Origin of the sequence: Bacteroides bouchesdurhonensis (assembly GCF_900155865.1) — a bacterium.
GTDB classification, from domain to species: domain Bacteria; phylum Bacteroidota; class Bacteroidia; order Bacteroidales; family Bacteroidaceae; genus Bacteroides; species Bacteroides bouchesdurhonensis.
Map to the genome: position 1 here is coordinate 3,512,096 of NZ_LT707006.1, position 15,959 is coordinate 3,528,054.

Annotated in this window: 9 protein-coding genes and 2 pseudogenes; all 11 read right to left on the minus strand. The window is 51.3% G+C overall.

Translation table 11 applies throughout. The features are described 5' to 3' along the window. The 11 genes and pseudogenes from CZ225_RS15095 to CZ225_RS15140 all read right to left on the minus strand — a co-directional run bounded on the left by CZ225_RS15095 (position 1) and on the right by CZ225_RS15140 (position 15,811). On the minus strand, positions 1–705 hold the full coding sequence (locus CZ225_RS15095; RefSeq protein WP_007749099.1) for a DUF2589 domain-containing protein: 705 nt from the start codon (positions 703–705) through the stop codon (positions 1–3). Positions 706–726: 21 nt separating this feature from the next. Continuing rightward, positions 727–1,224 carry a DUF2589 domain-containing protein gene (locus tag CZ225_RS15100; RefSeq protein WP_005680436.1) on the minus strand — a complete coding sequence of 166 codons (498 nt, stop codon included), beginning with the start codon at positions 1,222–1,224 and terminating at the stop codon, positions 727–729. Positions 1,225–1,453: 229 nt separating this feature from the next. Next, complete coding sequence (locus tag CZ225_RS15105) at positions 1,454–3,154, minus strand: fimbrillin family protein (RefSeq protein ID WP_077154591.1); 1,701 nt, start codon at positions 3,152–3,154, stop codon at positions 1,454–1,456. Between the two features lie 63 nt (positions 3,155–3,217). Continuing rightward, positions 3,218–5,020, minus strand: coding sequence for a fimbrillin family protein (locus CZ225_RS15110; RefSeq protein ID WP_077154592.1), 1,803 nt, complete (start codon positions 5,018–5,020; stop codon positions 3,218–3,220). Between the two features lie 34 nt (positions 5,021–5,054). Continuing rightward, complete coding sequence (locus tag CZ225_RS15115) at positions 5,055–5,942, minus strand: fimbrillin family protein (protein ID WP_077154593.1); 888 nt, start codon at positions 5,940–5,942, stop codon at positions 5,055–5,057. Between the two features lie 99 nt (positions 5,943–6,041). Continuing rightward, positions 6,042–6,929: a FimB/Mfa2 family fimbrial subunit gene (locus tag CZ225_RS15120; protein ID WP_077154594.1), complete on the minus strand. Its 888-nt coding sequence runs from the start codon at positions 6,927–6,929 to the stop codon at positions 6,042–6,044. A 16-nt stretch (positions 6,930–6,945) separates the two neighbouring features. Beyond that, on the minus strand, positions 6,946–8,046 hold the full coding sequence (locus CZ225_RS15125) for a DUF3575 domain-containing protein (protein WP_008645876.1): 1,101 nt from the start codon (positions 8,044–8,046) through the stop codon (positions 6,946–6,948). Positions 8,047–8,282: 236 nt separating this feature from the next. Beyond that, positions 8,283–9,365 (minus strand): helix-turn-helix domain-containing protein, encoded by a 1,083-nt coding sequence (locus CZ225_RS15130; protein ID WP_053397352.1) that lies wholly within the window; start codon positions 9,363–9,365, stop codon positions 8,283–8,285. A gap of 223 nt (positions 9,366–9,588) precedes the next feature. Continuing rightward, positions 9,589–13,587, minus strand: a pseudogene (locus tag CZ225_RS15135) (helicase-related protein); the annotation flags it as partial. Positions 13,588–13,703: 116 nt separating this feature from the next. Next, positions 13,704–15,369: pseudogene (locus CZ225_RS24885) on the minus strand (N-6 DNA methylase); the annotation flags it as partial. Further along, positions 15,359–15,811 (minus strand): DUF1896 domain-containing protein, encoded by a 453-nt coding sequence (locus tag CZ225_RS15140; protein ID WP_005830224.1) that lies wholly within the window; start codon positions 15,809–15,811, stop codon positions 15,359–15,361. The pseudogene CZ225_RS24885 and the gene CZ225_RS15140, both read right to left, overlap by 11 nt. Between the last annotated feature and the right edge of the window lie 148 nt (positions 15,812–15,959).

Here is a 15,959-nt window from a genome sequence, read left to right on the forward strand (position 1 = left end):
TTACTTACTGTTACTTTCGTTTGTTATAGGCTCGATACATGATGCCATTATATCCATCAGTTTAGACAGACCTTCGGTCTGCGGCTGCTGACTGGCTGTCACATGTATCTGGTATTTTGCCGTTTGGTTGGTCATGCGGGTGTTCTCGCGGGCGGTCGTGACTTTGCCGCTGATTTCCGCATTTATAAACCAATGTTTTGCAGAAGCTTTTGCCTCTACTTCTGCGTTGGTAGTGCTTTTTACGTTTGATGTATCGGTAACCTCCATCTGGAAATCGACATCCACGCGATCTATGAGCAGGGAAGGAATAGGCACCAATCCTATAAACGGAGCCTTGACACTTTGTGACATTGTTGTCATTTTTCCATCCTGCTGTATCGGTCTTTCGACATCGAATTCCAATATACGCGCTTTATTGCCGCTTTTACCATCAAATGCAATTTGCTGGTAGAAATTCCATGCTGTCGCTGCCAATTCCTGTTGTGCTTCGGCTGCTGCAATAAGTGGAGCTGCAATAAGTTCCCGCATGGGAAGCCCCTTGAATTTGTCAGTCACGTTTGAATCTGCTTTAAGAACTGGAGAAGTTTCTCTGTTTTGAGTCTCTTCCAATGCAGCGGAGATAATTTCTTTCGCCTGTCCGCTTACATTTTCATTCAAGTTTTCCGCATTTTCTTGTTGCCCTTGGTTCTTTATTTCTTCTGCCATAACATTTGAATTTTAAAATTGTTAGATATTTTTTACAAAATCGTCAATAATTCGGGAAATGCTCTCCGGAGTCTCCTGAACCTTAAAATTGACGCAAACCTCCATGACATCATCCGCATCCGGTTTTATGTTGCTCATCTGCATCTGGAGATTGGCTCTTTGTGGGCTGGATAACAATAAGTTGTTTTCCGGAATCTGTGATTCCACGCTTCCGACCTTCGCCTTGAACTTTATCTGCACATTATCCATCGCAAGATAATGATGGGATATCAAAGCTATAAGTGGAATATCAATAGTCTTGTCTCCAACCATGATTTTTTTCGATTGGAACGTATTTGCGTTATTTGCATTTGTTCCTTCAAAAAGTCTGGTCAGATTTTGTATCTGATGATTCTGCAATGTATCTTGTGCACAGTTTACGGCGTATTGCAAACCATTCATAATATCAGAGAATGAATTGGTTTGAACACTGTCCGGCTCATCGTCATTATTTTTCTTGTCTCTGTGAAAAAGTCCCATGTTTTTAATTTAATTACTTGATTTGTTGCCTTTAATGAGCACCAATCTTGGCAATGTCCGGCTTACAGCTTCCATATTTACACTGGAGTCTATATTATTATTAACAATGCCTTGATGCCAAAACCTATATGGTGGATTCTCCGTGTGTTCCATCACGTCCTCCTTTTTTTATTGGGGTTATACTTCGTTTAATGTTCGTTGCGGACGGAACATTTCCGCCCGCAACGGCTTACTGCTTCCTCAAGGTAGGCAATGCTCCGTTAAGTTCGTAACGCCACTTTGAGCCTGCGTTCTGCAAGGCGGTGTTCATGGCATCAACGGCGTTCTTCCAGGTAACGCCAGTGCCGTCCACCTTCGTGGCTTCGGTGCTTTTCTTATTGTAGCCGATACCTTGTTCATGATTGTTCTTCCAATAGCAGGCGGTCATCACGTTGGCGTAGTTATTTCCCAAAAAACCGCCGATATGTACATAGCCAGTGCTACTACCCGTACTGGTTACGTTGCCCGTGGCATAGCAGGCAAGGAGGCTGCTTCCTGCGTTCATTCCCACCAGACCGCCGCCAGCGATATTCTTTTTGGGGGCTATTTCTATGGTCACGTTGCCCGTGGCATAGCAAGCGGTCAGGGTGGCACTCGAATTCGTCTGACCTGCCACGCCGCCGACATCGACCGTTCCCTTCACTGTGGCCGAGGAGCTGCATCCGGTGATGGAACCGCCTATTTGAACACCCACCACACCGCCGACATACACCGTGCCGCTGACGCTGCCCGACACCGAGCAGTTTTCAATGGTGCCCCAGCCAGATCCTACCACGCCGCCAATACTGCCGCCATATATTTGATTGCTTGTTATCTGTACGCCCTCCATCACCACGTTCTTCACCGTACCAGCTCTATTGAGCCAGCCGAACAGACCCGCAAATTCGTCATTTGTCGTAAAGGTCAGCCCCGTAATGGTATGGCCGCCACCGTCGAAGGTGCCTTTGTATGAGTTGTCGTAGTCTGTGCCTATCGGTGTCCAGTCTTTGCCTGTGAGGTCAATGTCAGCGGTGAGGGTAATGTTTATGTCGGTCTTACCTCCGTTCACTAATTCGGCTACATTCAGCAGGCCGTCGGCGTTATAGACCGTGTAGCTGCCGTTGCTCTCTATGGTATAGCCCAGGTCTTTTGCCGCAGCGAGGGAGACGGTGTAGGTATATTCACCGCCCGCCTGCCAGTCGGTAGCATTCTTCATCTTATAAACGAAGGTCTTGCCGTTAGTGAAGGTGCTGGTAATGAAGGCTGTGCCAGCTGCCACACTTTGCGGGGCGACGATGGCGGTGTAGGTGTTGCTGCCCTTGTCATACGGGACGATTATATCCGGGTTGTCGCCTTCGGTGGAGAGACCCGTCAACTGCACGGATGCCAGCCCCTCGGTGTAGTCCGTCAGAACGACGGTCACTCGCGCCGTGCGGTGGGTGAAGCGGAGCGTGGGGCTACCGTAGATCACCTTCTGTCCGTCGGCTACGATGAGGTCGCTGGTCTCAAAGTCTTTCTGGGCACTTTGGTTGGCTTTTACCTTTACCGCAGGTGGGGTTGTCTCGCCAGCGGTGTAGGGCCACCACGCTGTGACGGTGATGTCGTTGTGGTTGGTCCAGTAGTACGGGTCGGTGGAGGTCAGCGTGGCGCTGGTGGGGTCGGCGGTGGAGGGCGTCACGTTGTACGTCTTCACCATGCCGTCCATCAGAACTGCCACGCTCTGCACACCCGTCCAATTGCCATTCGCGGGGGCACGGGTGCCGGCGATGGCTGTCGCAGCGGGGTTCAGCCCCGTGGCGGTGAAGACGATGGATGTGCCTTCCGCCCCTTCCGGCAGGAAGCCTGCTTCGTCCTGCGTGCAGGCGCCCAATAAGAGGGCGAGCGCTGCAAGTGCAAAAAATCTTGTCTTCATTATATCTGTTGTTTTATTACTCTGGTTCTTTCCGTTGTGGGCGGAACTTTTCCGCCCGACGGTTTACTGCTTCCTCAAGGTAGGCAATGCTCCTTTAAGTTCGTAACGCCACTCTGAGCCTGCGTTCTGCAAGGCGGTGTTCATGGCATCAACGGCATTCTCCCAGGTAACGTTAGTGCCGTCCACCTTCGTGACATTGGTGCTTCCCCTATTGTAGCTGATACCTTGTTCATGATTGTTCTTCCAATAGCAGGCGGTCACGGTAATGTAGTTATCTCCCAAAAAGCCGCCGATATGTACATGGCCAGTGCTACTACCAGTACTGGTTACGTTGCCCGTGGCATAGCAGGAAAGGAGGCTGATTCCGTCGTTGAATCCTACCAGACCGCCGCCAGAGATATCCTGTGTGCGGTCTATTTCTATGTTCACGTTGCCTGTGGCATAGCAAGCGGTCAAGGTGGCACCAAAAATCGTCTGACCTGCCACGCCGCCGACTTTGATCGTTCCCTTCACTGTGGCAGAGGAACTGCATCCGGTGATGGAACCGTCCCTTTGAACACCCACCACACCGCCGACATACATCGTGCCGCTGACGCTGCCCGACACCGAGCAGTTTTCAATGGTGCCCCAGCTATATCCTGCCACGCCGCCGGCATAACCCGACCTGTGATTGCATGTTATCTGTATGCCATCCATCACCACATTCTTCACCGTAGCGGCGCCATTATTGAAATTACCGAGATAGCCGAACAGACCCGCATATTCGTCATTTGTCGTAACGGTTAGCCCCGTGATGGTATGGCCGCCGCCGTCGAAGGTGCCGGTGTATGAGTTGTCGTAGTCTGTGCCTATCGGCGTCCAGCCTTTGCCTGTGAGGTCAATGTTTTTGTCGAGGGTAATGTTTATGTCGGTCTTACCTCCGTTCACTAATTCGGCTACATTCATCAGGCCGTCTGCGTTATAGACCGTGTAGGTCTTGGTGTTGCTGTCGTAGTTGTAGCCCAAATCCTCAGCCTCACCACTCTCGCCGCCGCCGTCAACCCAGCTGCCGATGGTGCAACCCTCTAACGTCAGGCCGGTGGCGTTCACCTTAACGGTGTAAGAATAGCGGTTGCCAGCCTCTAATACGACGTTGTTCTGCGGGCGGAAGTAGAAGGTGCCGCCGCCGAGTTCCACCCGGACGAACGGCTTGCCTGCCACAACGGTCTGCGGGGCAGTCAGTGCCTCGTAGGTGTTGCCGCTTGCGTTGTAGGTCTTGATGGCAGTCGGGTTGCCGTTATCGGCGGACAGGCTCACGAGGCTCACCGTGGCACCGTCCACGCTCGTGAATCCCGTGCCGGGCTTCAGTTCGATTGTCACGCGTGCCGTGCGGTGGGTAAATTCAAGAGTCGGGTTGTTAAATTCCACCTTCCGGTTCTCAGCAGAGATGAAATCGCTGTTTTGGAAGTCAGCCAGTTTGCTTTGGTCTTCTGCCACCTTCACGGCAGGCATCTGTGTGATGTCAGCCTTGTCGAAGGGGCACCATGCCGATACGGTAATCGGGGCGCGGCTGGTCCAGTAGTACGGGTCGTTCTCGCGTGAAAGCGTGGCACTCTTGAAATCGGTAGAAGCCGTTACGGTGTATTCCTTTACCGCATCGCCCATCTTGAGTGCCACGGAAGTGACGCCCTGCCAGTCGCCGTCCACAGAGGCACGGGTGGAAGGGGCTGCCAGCGGCGTTGCTTCTACGGACAATCCGGTGGCACGGATGACGACGGGGTATTCACCTTCGGGCAGACGGTTATCGCCAGCAAGTTCGTCCTGCGTGCAGGCGGCGAGGGCGAACAGCAGTGCGGTGGCTGCGGGGATAAATAATCTATGTCTCATAATTCTTCATTCTAATCGATTAATTATTAACATCCTACAGGTCAGCACCCACATCTCCACCGTCTATATCGTTCCACTTTGCAATGGTGGCTTCGCTGACTTCAAGGACTTTGTTGCGTACCTTGACGGTATAGGTATAGTTGTTGCCCGCCAGCAGTGCGCCATCGGGCATGGTGAGTGTGGCATGATATTCCTGACCTTTGTAATTCACAACCAACGGCAGGGATGCAACTGTCTGCGGGAAGAGGATGATCGATGACGTGAGATTGCCGTCTGCCAAATTCATGGTCAGTTCTCCGGTCTGTGCCCCGTTGTCTGCGGTGGCAATACCGTCGGCCGTGTTGAACGTACCGGTGAGTAACAATCCGTCCAGCGTGTAACGTTCAGGCTTGACCACACTGAAATTCACGCCGTCGCCCGCCTCGAAGGTAAGGGTTATCTGGCTCATGCGGTGGTGGAAGGAGTTGTCTTCACCGCCTTTGGCGGTTTTGTCGGTGAAGCTTACTACCGGGTTGTTTTTGTCTCCCGTGGCTCCTGAAGCAAAGAGGAAGTCGATGGCAGACTGGTTCTGCTGCGCCGTGGCATCGGTTGTGGCTGCGAGGATGCCTCCCGCCGCGTTGTACGGATAGTAGGCGCGGAAAGTATGGGTCTTTGTATCTTCGATATAGATAACCTTTCCTTCTGCCTCAAATTTCCCGTTTTTCAGGATGAAAGGCACGTTGCCGTACTGGGTGTCGTTGCCGATGTCGGTGATGCCGATACGGTCGCCGGCAGTCCAGGTGGTTCCGCTGGCGCGGGTGGCGGGGGCGATGTTGGCGGTAAACTGGGCGGCCACGGGGTCACCGTTCAGGTTCTCGTTGTCGTTGTTGCAGGCTACCAGTGCGAGGGCGAGCATCGCAAGTGCAAAAAATCTTGTCTTCATTATATTCTGTTATTATATTAGTTAAATTCCATTTCAATAATTGCTGCACCTTAGCAAAATCAAAGCAAGCTTTGCTTCTGCGTTCGGTTTGCTAATTATTTACAAATCGGCATTTACATCATCACCTTTCACTTCTTCCCAGCCGTTGATTTCGACTCCGTCCACTTCCATGCCTTCGGGAGTCTCAACCAGCGTTCCGCCGAGGGTCAGCGATTCGCCCTTTCCGGTGTTGAACCCCTTGAGGGCTTCCGTGATGTCGCTTTTCAGCGTCGTGGGGGTCGGGTTGCCGTCCGCATAGCGGATTTCACCCGTCAGCAGTTGTTCCGTGCCGGTCACACCCAGCAACCGCACCGTGGCTTTCCACTTGCCGGCATCGTCACCTTCGGTTATCTTGGTGAAGGGCAGCACGACGTTTGAAGCGGCTCCGTAGGTATCGGTAGCGAAATCGAGAGTTCTGGCTGCACCCGTCAGATGGGCAACAATCTCCGTGATGCGTCCGGCGGCATCCCCCGTCGGTTTGATGATAAGCGTCAGTTCGCGTACCTGCTGCTTCATTGCGGCGGTCAGCGGATAGTCCTTGTCTTTCTCGATGCTCACCTGTTTCGTATAGGTGAAGAACCATCCCGGGGCATTGTTCACAAAGGCATCCGTTCCTGCCCGGTTTCCCGTGGCTGCGGCAATGGTGGCGGTGGTACCATTTACCATGATTCCTTCAGCAGGGTTCCACACCGCAAGGGTGTAGCTGCCCGGAGCAAACAGATGGTTGGGGGCATGGGTGGCGGAAGTCTCCGTACCCGTATAGTCACCCATGGTAACCGTCCATGTGGCAGGTATGTCGATACCCTCACCGCGTGCCGACCAGTCGGCTGTCACCGCAATCTTCCCATAGTCGGGATGCGGCGTGTCATAAAGCGTGTCCTTCACGCAGGAAGAGAGCAGCACGGCGGCTGCCATTCCTACCATATTTATATATTGTCTTGCTTTCATACTCTATTCCTCCGTATTAGAATAACTTCCATACCAATGTCACACCGGCGTTGATGGGGCCACACCAATTTTTTGTCTCGTTGCCACAGCGCACGCGCACACCATCGATGACTTCATATTTTTCGAAATCGGCATTCAGGTAGCCCAAACCGAGGTTGAAATCAAGATCTAATGCCTTGTTTAGTCGCAGCTGATAGCCGGCGGTGATGCCGCCACCCATCAGGTCGCCCTGCTTGCCTGTTTCGGAAAGCTTGTAGTTGAACTGTCCAGCCTTGAACATCGCGCCCAGATGCCAGGCTTTCTTCTCACCCATATAGTAACGTACTTCCGGAGCCACTTCCCAGAGTGCATAGCGGCGGTCTTTGTCACTCCAGCTCCAAGAAGTCCACGAGCCGTTTACGGCAATGCCCCACGATGGACAGATGCGCCATTCAAGTCCTAAATCTGGTGTCAAGGTAGCCCAGCGCAGCAGGTTGGCACGCAGGGAGAGATGATAATCAGTTGTGATTTTGGTTTCCGACAGCGTGTCGGCAAGTGTATTTTGTTGAGCGGTTTTCTCGGCTTCTGCCTTTTCAGCGGCAAGTCGGGCTTCTTCCGCCTTGCGCTGCTCTTCGGCAAGCCGTTCCTGCTCGGCACGCTTCTCGGTTTCTAAGCGTTCGGCTTCCGCCTTGCGTCGTGCTTCTGCTTCCGCATCCGTCACGGCTGTTTCCTTTACCGGTACCGTCAGGCGCACGGTGACAAAATCACCCTCTGTCACATGATTGCGGGTAATGAAGTTTTCTTCCTTGATTTTCGCTCGTGTAATCAGTTCTGATTTCACACGGTTGGCACGAATCTTCGCTGTTGCAAGGTTCTTGACTTCACTGCTCTGCGAATTGCAATATCCGTCAACCAATAGCGGCAGTTTGCCGTCAAGAATTGTTGCTTTGTTGTTTTCGATACATTCCAACAGGCGGGCAAGTTCCGTGTCATTGCCATTCCAAGGCACGTAGAACATGTCCTTCTGCGTAACGAACCGGAAGGTGTAGGTCGTGTCTGCTTTCTGCTGCGCAATGACAGGAAAAGTTAGCGTCATCAGCCACAGAAACAGGGTAAGAAAAGTGATTTTTCTGCTCATATAAACTTGAATTCATTATCTTTGTCATCTCCAAAGGTAATAAATGCCATTCAGCGCCCAAAATATTACAAAAACTTTTTCTGTTGAAATACAGCGTTTTATAAAAAATTGTCGTTTGAGCACTTTTCAAATTGTCGTTTGAGCACCTTTTTGTCGAATTAGCACTTTTTTGTCGCTTGAGCACTTTTTGAAAATGGGCTTCTGAGACCTTTTTCATCGGCTTTTTACCACACAAATTATTCCAGATTTGCTTTTTTCCACTTGCCAGGCGTACATCCTTCCTTTTCGGTAAATGATTTGATAAAGTTACTGCGAGAAAGAAAGCCGGAAGACTCAGCCAGCTTCTGTATATTGATTTCCGGATGCTCCTTCAGTATGTTTTTCGCATACTCCAACCGGAGACCGGTTATCCATTCGCGGAATGTCATTTTATACGTAGTCTTGATATAAGCGGAAAGATAGGTACGGTTCGTATGAAGTATTTCGGACAGTTCTTTTATGGTAAGTCCCTGCTGGACATAGCCGTCTGTCTTTATCCAGTTGGCCACTTTCTCTATAATTTCTGTATAGGACACTGGAACTTCTTTCTCAGAAACTATTTTAGGTTCTGTTTCTGTATCTGTCAGAAGTTCTTCTTCAGACTGTATATCTTGCTCAAAAGCATTTTCCACCTGTTCATAGAACAGCAGGTAGTTCTGATAGCTGTAGAAAAGATAGCTGTAGAACGGTATTGACGACAAAATCCAGATAAAAACATATTTGTCTGGCAGAAATGTCAGCAATCCGCATCCGACACCGAAGATAACAGCCCAATAAGTGAATATGGAAAGCCATTCGATATATGTACCTATATCATCCGCCTGAGTTTCATTGAAAATCCGAATGGCTCTACGGTATGCAATTATGACTCTGCGAGCTAAAACGACTCCAAAAACGACTAACCATACAGCTAAAGCAAATAAAGAGAATTTTTGCATGATTCCGCTTGGCAACAGGAACAACACAACTCCGGAAAGAGTTGAAAATATAATCCATAAAATGATATGTGTCCACACACGCCGTTTGGTAATGTAAAAACGATCAAGCAACATTATCAATGCCGAACTGAACAGAGAATAGCACAGGAAGTATGTGGACATGTTCATCAATATGGCAGAATCCGCATTTTTGAATCGGATACCAAAGAAGAAATGTACCGAATAATTTGCCGAAAGCAGCAGCATAGCTATACCCATAATCTGTCGGGAGCGGAGATAATTCTTGAAAATTTTCTTTTCAGGAGTCTTTGCAAACAAAAAATAAAAGCCGAAGAATAACATCAACGGCAGTGCGGTATAAAGTGAAAAACTGTATATAGATATAGATGGCTCCATTGTTATGCTTATTTGATTTTGATACAAAGTTACGTCTTTTTCTTCACAAATAGACACATAATCTATGATTTAACGTTATAGATTCGGTCATATTAGATTGAAAAATTATTAGAATTAAAGCCAGTGGTGAAAAATTCAACCACTGGCTTTTTCTGTCAAGACTTCGATATTAAAGTTTTACACCTTTGGATTCCGATAAACCGAGTCTCCCTATAATTAAATGACTGCGTACAAAGTCCACGTGCGGGCTTTCCGGCTGTTGTTCCGTCTGTTTTTTCTCGTTGCCTTGCCGGTTCTCTTCCGTGTTTTCCTGAGCCGGAGCCAGCTCAAGCTGTATCTTGCGGTCCAGTGCGGCGAGTTCGGACTTCAGCTGTTTCAGCTCGTCCTCCTTCTTCCACACCTTGCCCGCTATCTCCTGCAACTGCGGAATCTCCTTTTCCAGCACTTCGTTCTTAGACTTGTACTGGTCGATGATGGTCGGAATCCTCTCCAATGCGTTCAGAAAGTTTCGTGCGGCAGCAATCGGGTCTGCCATCGCCAGATGCCCGTTGTTGTAGGTGTACTTGTAGTTCCCCTCCACCACGAAGCGGTTGTCGGTGAACTCCAGACCTTCTTTGAGTGTCCTCTCGCTGACCACCTTTATCGGAAAGCCGTAAAGTTCCCCGACAGCCTTGTACAGTCCACCAGTCGTGGCGTTCTTGGCGATTTCCTGCAAACGCTTACCGATGACCTTCTCATCCGTTGAATCCACGCCGTCCACCTTAACAAGATTAAGGCGGCTGCTTTCCTTATCAGTCTGCACAACGGAAAGAAAACGGTTCCAGTCTTCCGTCATGGCTTCGATGAAAGCCGTGTTGTTGCGCAGTTCTCCCGTCTTGGATTCCAGCTTGAACTCCGAATCGCGCTTGCCCTTGTTGAACGATTTGCGTTCCCCTTCGAGCGAGGCGATACGCTTCTCTAATTTCGCCTTATCCAAAAGGTCGGTATTGCCGGAGAGCAACGCCATATACTCCGAGAAGTTCATACCCGATTTTTCGTCCATTGCTCCCTCGTCGATGGTACGTGCGCCCATCGCTCCGCTTTTGAGCTGCGATATGAACGTCTGCTTGCAGTGCAGCAGATTGAACTTGTAGCTGTCCAGCGACTTTTCCACCGCGTAGATGATGACATCCACGTTGTTCTCGGCAAAATGCTTGGCAATCTCGTTCCCGGCTCTAACACCCCGTCCGTCACGCTGTTGCAGGTCGGACGGTCGCCACGGTGTATCAAGGTGATGGATGGCGACACATCTTTTCTGCGCATTCACGCCCGTTCCGAGCATACTTGTGGAGCCGAACAGCACGCGTACCGTCCCGGCGTTCATGGCATCTATCACCGCCTTACGAGCCTTATCCGTCTTACACTCCTGAATGAAGCGCACCTCACTTGCCGGTATGCCGTAATCCTCCACCAACTTGCGTTTTATCTCGCTGTACACGTTCCATCCTTCCCCCGGCTGGTATGTCCCCAAGTCGGAGAATACGAACTGCGTACCCTTGTGCGCCTCGTACTTGTGGTAATACTCTGCAATCATCTTGGCACAATGGCTTGCCTTGTTGTCGGGATGGTCCTCGTAGTTCGGGTCTATCATGCGCATATCAAGAGCCATCTTTCTCGCGTAGTCGGTGGCGATGAGCATCTTCGCCTTTTCCTCCGTTTCCGACAGGGGTAACCTGCCAAGCAGAGTGGCATCGCCGGTTTTGGCAAACTGCATCAGCTTCTGTATGAAGTCCTCCTGCTCCGGTGTGGGCGGTATGTGGTGCAGTATCTCATTCTTGTTTGGTCTGTCCACACCTACATCCTCCGCCGTGCGGTAGTCGGTAATCTCGTTGTAGAAGGCGGCAAGCTCCGGCACCTTGATGAAATAGCGAAAACGCTCCTTCTGAACGATATTGTTCGTTACGTTGAACTCAAAATCGGTCGTCTTTTTGGCGAAGATGGCAGCCCAAGCATCGAAACAGCGGATGTCCTGCCGTTCCAGTTCGTTGGGGCGCAGGTATTTGAAGAGCAGGTACAGTTCCGTCAGACTGTTGGAAATGGTCGTGCCCGAAAGGAACGTAGCCCCCAAGTCCTTGCCCGTGCGTTCCTGTATGGTACGGATGGCAAAGAGCATATTCAGGGCCTTCTGGCTTCCTTCCGAGTTTCCCAATCCCGCCACACGGTCATGACGGGTGTTGAAAGTCAAGTTCTTGAACTGGTGACTCTCGTCAATGAAGATGTGGTCGATGCCCATCTGCTTGAAGTCCACCACATCATCCGTGCGGGACTTGATAGCGTGTTCCACCTTCTCCAGCTTCGCCACAAGGTTGTGCTTGCGCTTCTCCAGCCCTTTCAGCATCGCCCGCGACACGTTCTTGCCCTGCTGCCGCAAGACTTCGAGGTTTTCCTCCACCGTATCAAGCTCCGCCTGCAGGATGCGCTGCTGCAACTCCGGTGACTGCGGTATCTTGCCGAACTGGTCGTGCGACATGATGACGCAATCGTAATCGTTATTTTTGATGTTGTTGAAAAAACGCACGCGGTTGGCGGTCGAGAAATCCTTTTCAGAAGCGTAGAGAATCCTCGCATTGGGATATGCCGCCTGATAGGTGGCGGCAATCTCCGCCACATTCGCTTTCAGCCCGATAATCATCGGCTTGTGCGCCAAGTTCAGACGCTTCATCTCATGTGCCGCTATGCACATTATCAGCGTCTTGCCGGTTCCCACCTCGTGGTCGCAGATCCCGCCGCCGTTCTGTTTCAGCATCCAGACGCAATCCTTCTGCGACGGATAAACGCTTTGAATACCCCGGCTTGCCAATCCTTTCAGATTGAGGTCGGGAAACGTCTGGTGCGAACCGTCATACTTCGGGCGCACGAAACAGTTGAACTTGCGGTTATACATTGTCACGAGCCGTTCCTTGAACTGCGGCGACTGCTCTTCCAACCATTCCGAGAACCCGTTGCGGATTTCGTCAATCTTGGCGTTGGCGAGCTGTATGCCCTCGCTGTCACGCACCTTGATGTCGTTGCCGTTCTCATCTTTGCCAATACTTTTCATCATGTCGGGACAGGTGTTGTGCAAAGCGTGTTTCAACAGGTGCATACCGTCATAGTTCCGGTAATAGCCCTTTACCAGAAACTCGTCCGTGATCTTCATGGTGCGGTAGCCGCACGCCACGGAAAACTCGTCCATGCTGGCGGAATAGGCGATTTTCACGTCCGTGTCGAAAAGATGGCTCATGTAGGCGGCATACACGCCCGTGGGAATCCAGCGTTCACCGAAGTTGAAGTCGAGGTCTTCAAAGGCGATACGCTGCGGCTCGGCTTCCTTCAAAGCCTCCAAAGCCTGTTTCACTTCCGGCAATCTTTCGCTTTCCAGATTATTTTCCATCCATGCCTCTATACGCTCCGCCTTCTCTATCACGTTTCCCGCGATGAAGCGGTCTTTAATCTCGTAACCGGTTACGAGCGGATTGTAGAAGATACGCCCCTTGAGGGCATTGAGAAGCTCCTCTTCCGTACTGTCTGTTATCCCCCGCATATAGTTGAGATTGACCGTACCATACTTGTTGAGCGATGCAGACAAGGCTTCTTCCGGAGAACCGACGTTGGCATGGTTCTCCACCGAGAAGGAAACGGGACGGTCGAAGATGTCCGCTTTGACGAACTTGCCGTCCTCCGCACGTTCCAGCGAAAGGATGTCGCGCCCTCCGGCGTCCATCATCACCAGTTTCACGTTCTGTTTGGCGTTGAGGTTGCCATAACGCATGACAAACTCGTCGTAACAGGTGTTCAGGTGTTCACGCCAAGGTACATTTTCCTCACGTCTGTTCGATTCATAGCGGTACAACCGCTCGTATGCGTCACGGAGCGATACATACAGCAACGCTTTCTCTTTCTGATAACCGGTTAGTCCAAGCGGCTGGAAGGTTGCACCGTAGGGAGTAATGTCCTTCAGATAACCGATGTCGCGTGCCCTGTTTGCCACCAGCGACCCTTCACGCAGGTGCATTTCCGGCGTGCGGTGATAGGGACGCGGCGTAAGGTCGAGGGCTTCTTTTTTCGGCTTTTCCGTTTCAAATTCCGGGAACAGGGAAGTGGCAACCGTTTCGGAAGTAGGCACAACTTCTGCCGGTGTTTCAGGTTGCTTTATTTCTTCCGTTTGTTCCGGCTTTTTATCCATATTGTCCGAAGAAGGCGCAAAAGCAGGGTTCAACGTGTCTTTGATACCCATCTTTTTCAGTTGTTCCTGCCTGTGCCGTTCTGCCTCAAGCCGTAGGGCCTTGCGCCGTTCCGCTGTCAGACTCATCATTGTCTCATAGAAGCCGTTGATGGGAGGATTGGTTTCCCAATCCAGAGTGGCGTAAATGTCGTCCGGGTCGTTTGGCTTTTCGGCATTTTCCGGCTTTTCTTCCTTATTACCGTTTACCGGCTTGGCGGCTTCAACGGGTGGAGTAACTTTGACCTGCGGTTTAGGCGTGGACGGCATAGGCTTCGGCTTGCTTTCCTTTTTCGCTGCCTTTTTCTTTTTTGCCGGTTCCTCTATGGGCATACCCCAAAGGTCGAGCAGGGTAAGCTGCACGGCTGACGAATGGTTGGGTTGGCGCGGCTCAATCTCCGGCTTTTCCTCTATGGGCTGTGCCTGCGGCTTCTCCACTCCCTTGACAGGCTCAATTACAGAAACGGGGGCTATTACAGAAGGTGATACCTTTTCTGTTTTCGGAGCAGGTTGCACTTCCGCAGCCGTGCTTTCCTCCTTTGTCGGATGCAGGCTGTGTTTCTCATACAGTTTCCTGTCAAGTTGTTGCAGTTCTATTTTCAGATGCTCCCGCAAGTCTTCCGCCAGTTGTGCGATGTCCCCACGGTGCAGGAGTTTATAGGCTGGTTTCCCGTACGGGTCGGTACTTCTGATCAAATCCGTGTGTGAAAGCGAGCCGATGCTCCATACATACCCATTTACGGAAGTGCCGATAGGGGTCTGTTCGGTCTGCACGAAGAGTTTTTCGTTGTAATACAGTTCACCATTCTTTCCGCTGTTCTTTTGCAGGATAATCAGGTCGCTGCCCACCTCCGTTCCCGCGTTATCCGTAAAGAGGTTGTTCGGCAGGCGGGCTACGCCCACCAGATTGGTATGGTTCATCATATACTCGCGTATGGGCGCGTTGGTCGGGGCATCCAGTACCCCCTGCGAGGTGATGAACGCCACGATTCCGCCTTCACGCACCGCGTCAAGGCTTTTCAGGAAAAAGTAATTGTGTATCGTCCGTGCCGCCGAGTGCCTTGCAGGATCCTTGCTGCCCGAAAATTCCGGGTCGAACACCGCCACATCGCCAAACGGTATATTGGAGACAGCCAAATCAAAATGGTTCATGAACGGCTTTTCTATCTTCTCGAAGCCCTGTACCCTTACTTTCTGTCCGGGATGCAGGTGCTTCAGTATCTTGCCCGTCATCAGGTCTTTCTCAAAAGCCATGATGTCCGCGTCCGGTCTGTTCTCCAGCACGGCGTCCACGAATGCACCGACACCTGCCGACGGCTCCAGCACCCGGTCGGGACGGATGCCGTGTTCATGCAGCACGTCCGCGATGGTCCCGGTTATCTCCGGCGGGGTATAGAAGGCGGTCAGCACGGACTGCTTCATGGCATCCATATACCGTTTGTACTCCGTCTCGTCTTTTGTGTTCTCCCGCAGCAACCTGTGCAGTTCCACGGTAGGGGCAAACAGTTCGAGGTCGGACTTCGCCCAGTGGACGGCATCCGTCAGTTCCCTTGCAGGGTTGAGTATGCTCTTCAGTCCCCCGAAACCGCAATAACGCTCTAACAAGAGCCGTTCGCGTGCGGTGGGTGTGCGCTGTTCCCTGTCAAGGAGGAATGCCGTCCGTATCGCCTCGATGTTGTCCCTCAGCCTCTGTTTGCGGTTAAACGCCATACTCTTCGATATAGAGGATGACGGCTCCCGTCAGCTCCGTGTAGAGCAGGTCATATTCGGGCGACAGGGCGAAATTGTCGTCCGAGAGGTCATAGATGGAGAATACGTTTCCGACAAGCGGTAGCAGCTTCTGGGTAAAGGCTTCACATTTTTCTCCCGGTACTTCACCCGCAAATTCGTTCTCCACGACTTCGCGCAGGATGGCGTGCCTGGAGTAGCGAAGGCCCTCCGTCAGCACCTTCATCGCCAGTTCCTGCGCCCCGTCGGCAGGATAGCCTTCGAGCCTTGCCCGTTCATACGCTTCGGCGGCACGGTCGGTTCTTTCTCGGATGAAGGCTTCATCGGCTGCCTGTTCGAACTTGTTCGTGGTGAGGTAGTCCAGCAGGTACAGACCGTAATAGGAAAAGTCGGTCCGACCCTCGTTTTTCTTCTTGTTGTTCATTTCTTTGGAATTTAGTGGATTGATAATGATGATAGGGATAATCGTTGGAAAACGAGAAGAAAAAGGCACCCGGTATCCCTCCGAGTGCCACCACTAAATCCAAAGTATGAGTGTAATCCGGTATCGAAGAACAATTCATTACTCTGAA

Coding starts and splice junctions, on each gene's coding strand:
- CZ225_RS15125 (WP_008645876.1), bottom strand. CDS start 8,046: ATGAGCAGAAAAATCACTTTTCTTACCCTGTTTCTGTGGCTGATGACG.
- CZ225_RS15130 (WP_053397352.1), bottom strand. CDS start 9,365: ATGTTATTCTTCGGCTTTTATTTTTTGTTTGCAAAGACTCCTGAAAAG.
- CZ225_RS15110 (WP_077154592.1), bottom strand. CDS start 5,020: ATGAGACATAGATTATTTATCCCCGCAGCCACCGCACTGCTGTTCGCC.
- CZ225_RS15140 (WP_005830224.1), bottom strand. CDS start 15,811: ATGAACAACAAGAAGAAAAACGAGGGTCGGACCGACTTTTCCTATTAC.
- CZ225_RS15115 (WP_077154593.1), bottom strand. CDS start 5,942: ATGAAGACAAGATTTTTTGCACTTGCGATGCTCGCCCTCGCACTGGTA.
- CZ225_RS15105 (WP_077154591.1), bottom strand. CDS start 3,154: ATGAAGACAAGATTTTTTGCACTTGCAGCGCTCGCCCTCTTATTGGGC.
- CZ225_RS15120 (WP_077154594.1), bottom strand. CDS start 6,929: ATGAAAGCAAGACAATATATAAATATGGTAGGAATGGCAGCCGCCGTG.
- CZ225_RS15100 (WP_005680436.1), bottom strand. CDS start 1,224: ATGGGACTTTTTCACAGAGACAAGAAAAATAATGACGATGAGCCGGAC.
- CZ225_RS15095 (WP_007749099.1), bottom strand. CDS start 705: ATGGCAGAAGAAATAAAGAACCAAGGGCAACAAGAAAATGCGGAAAAC.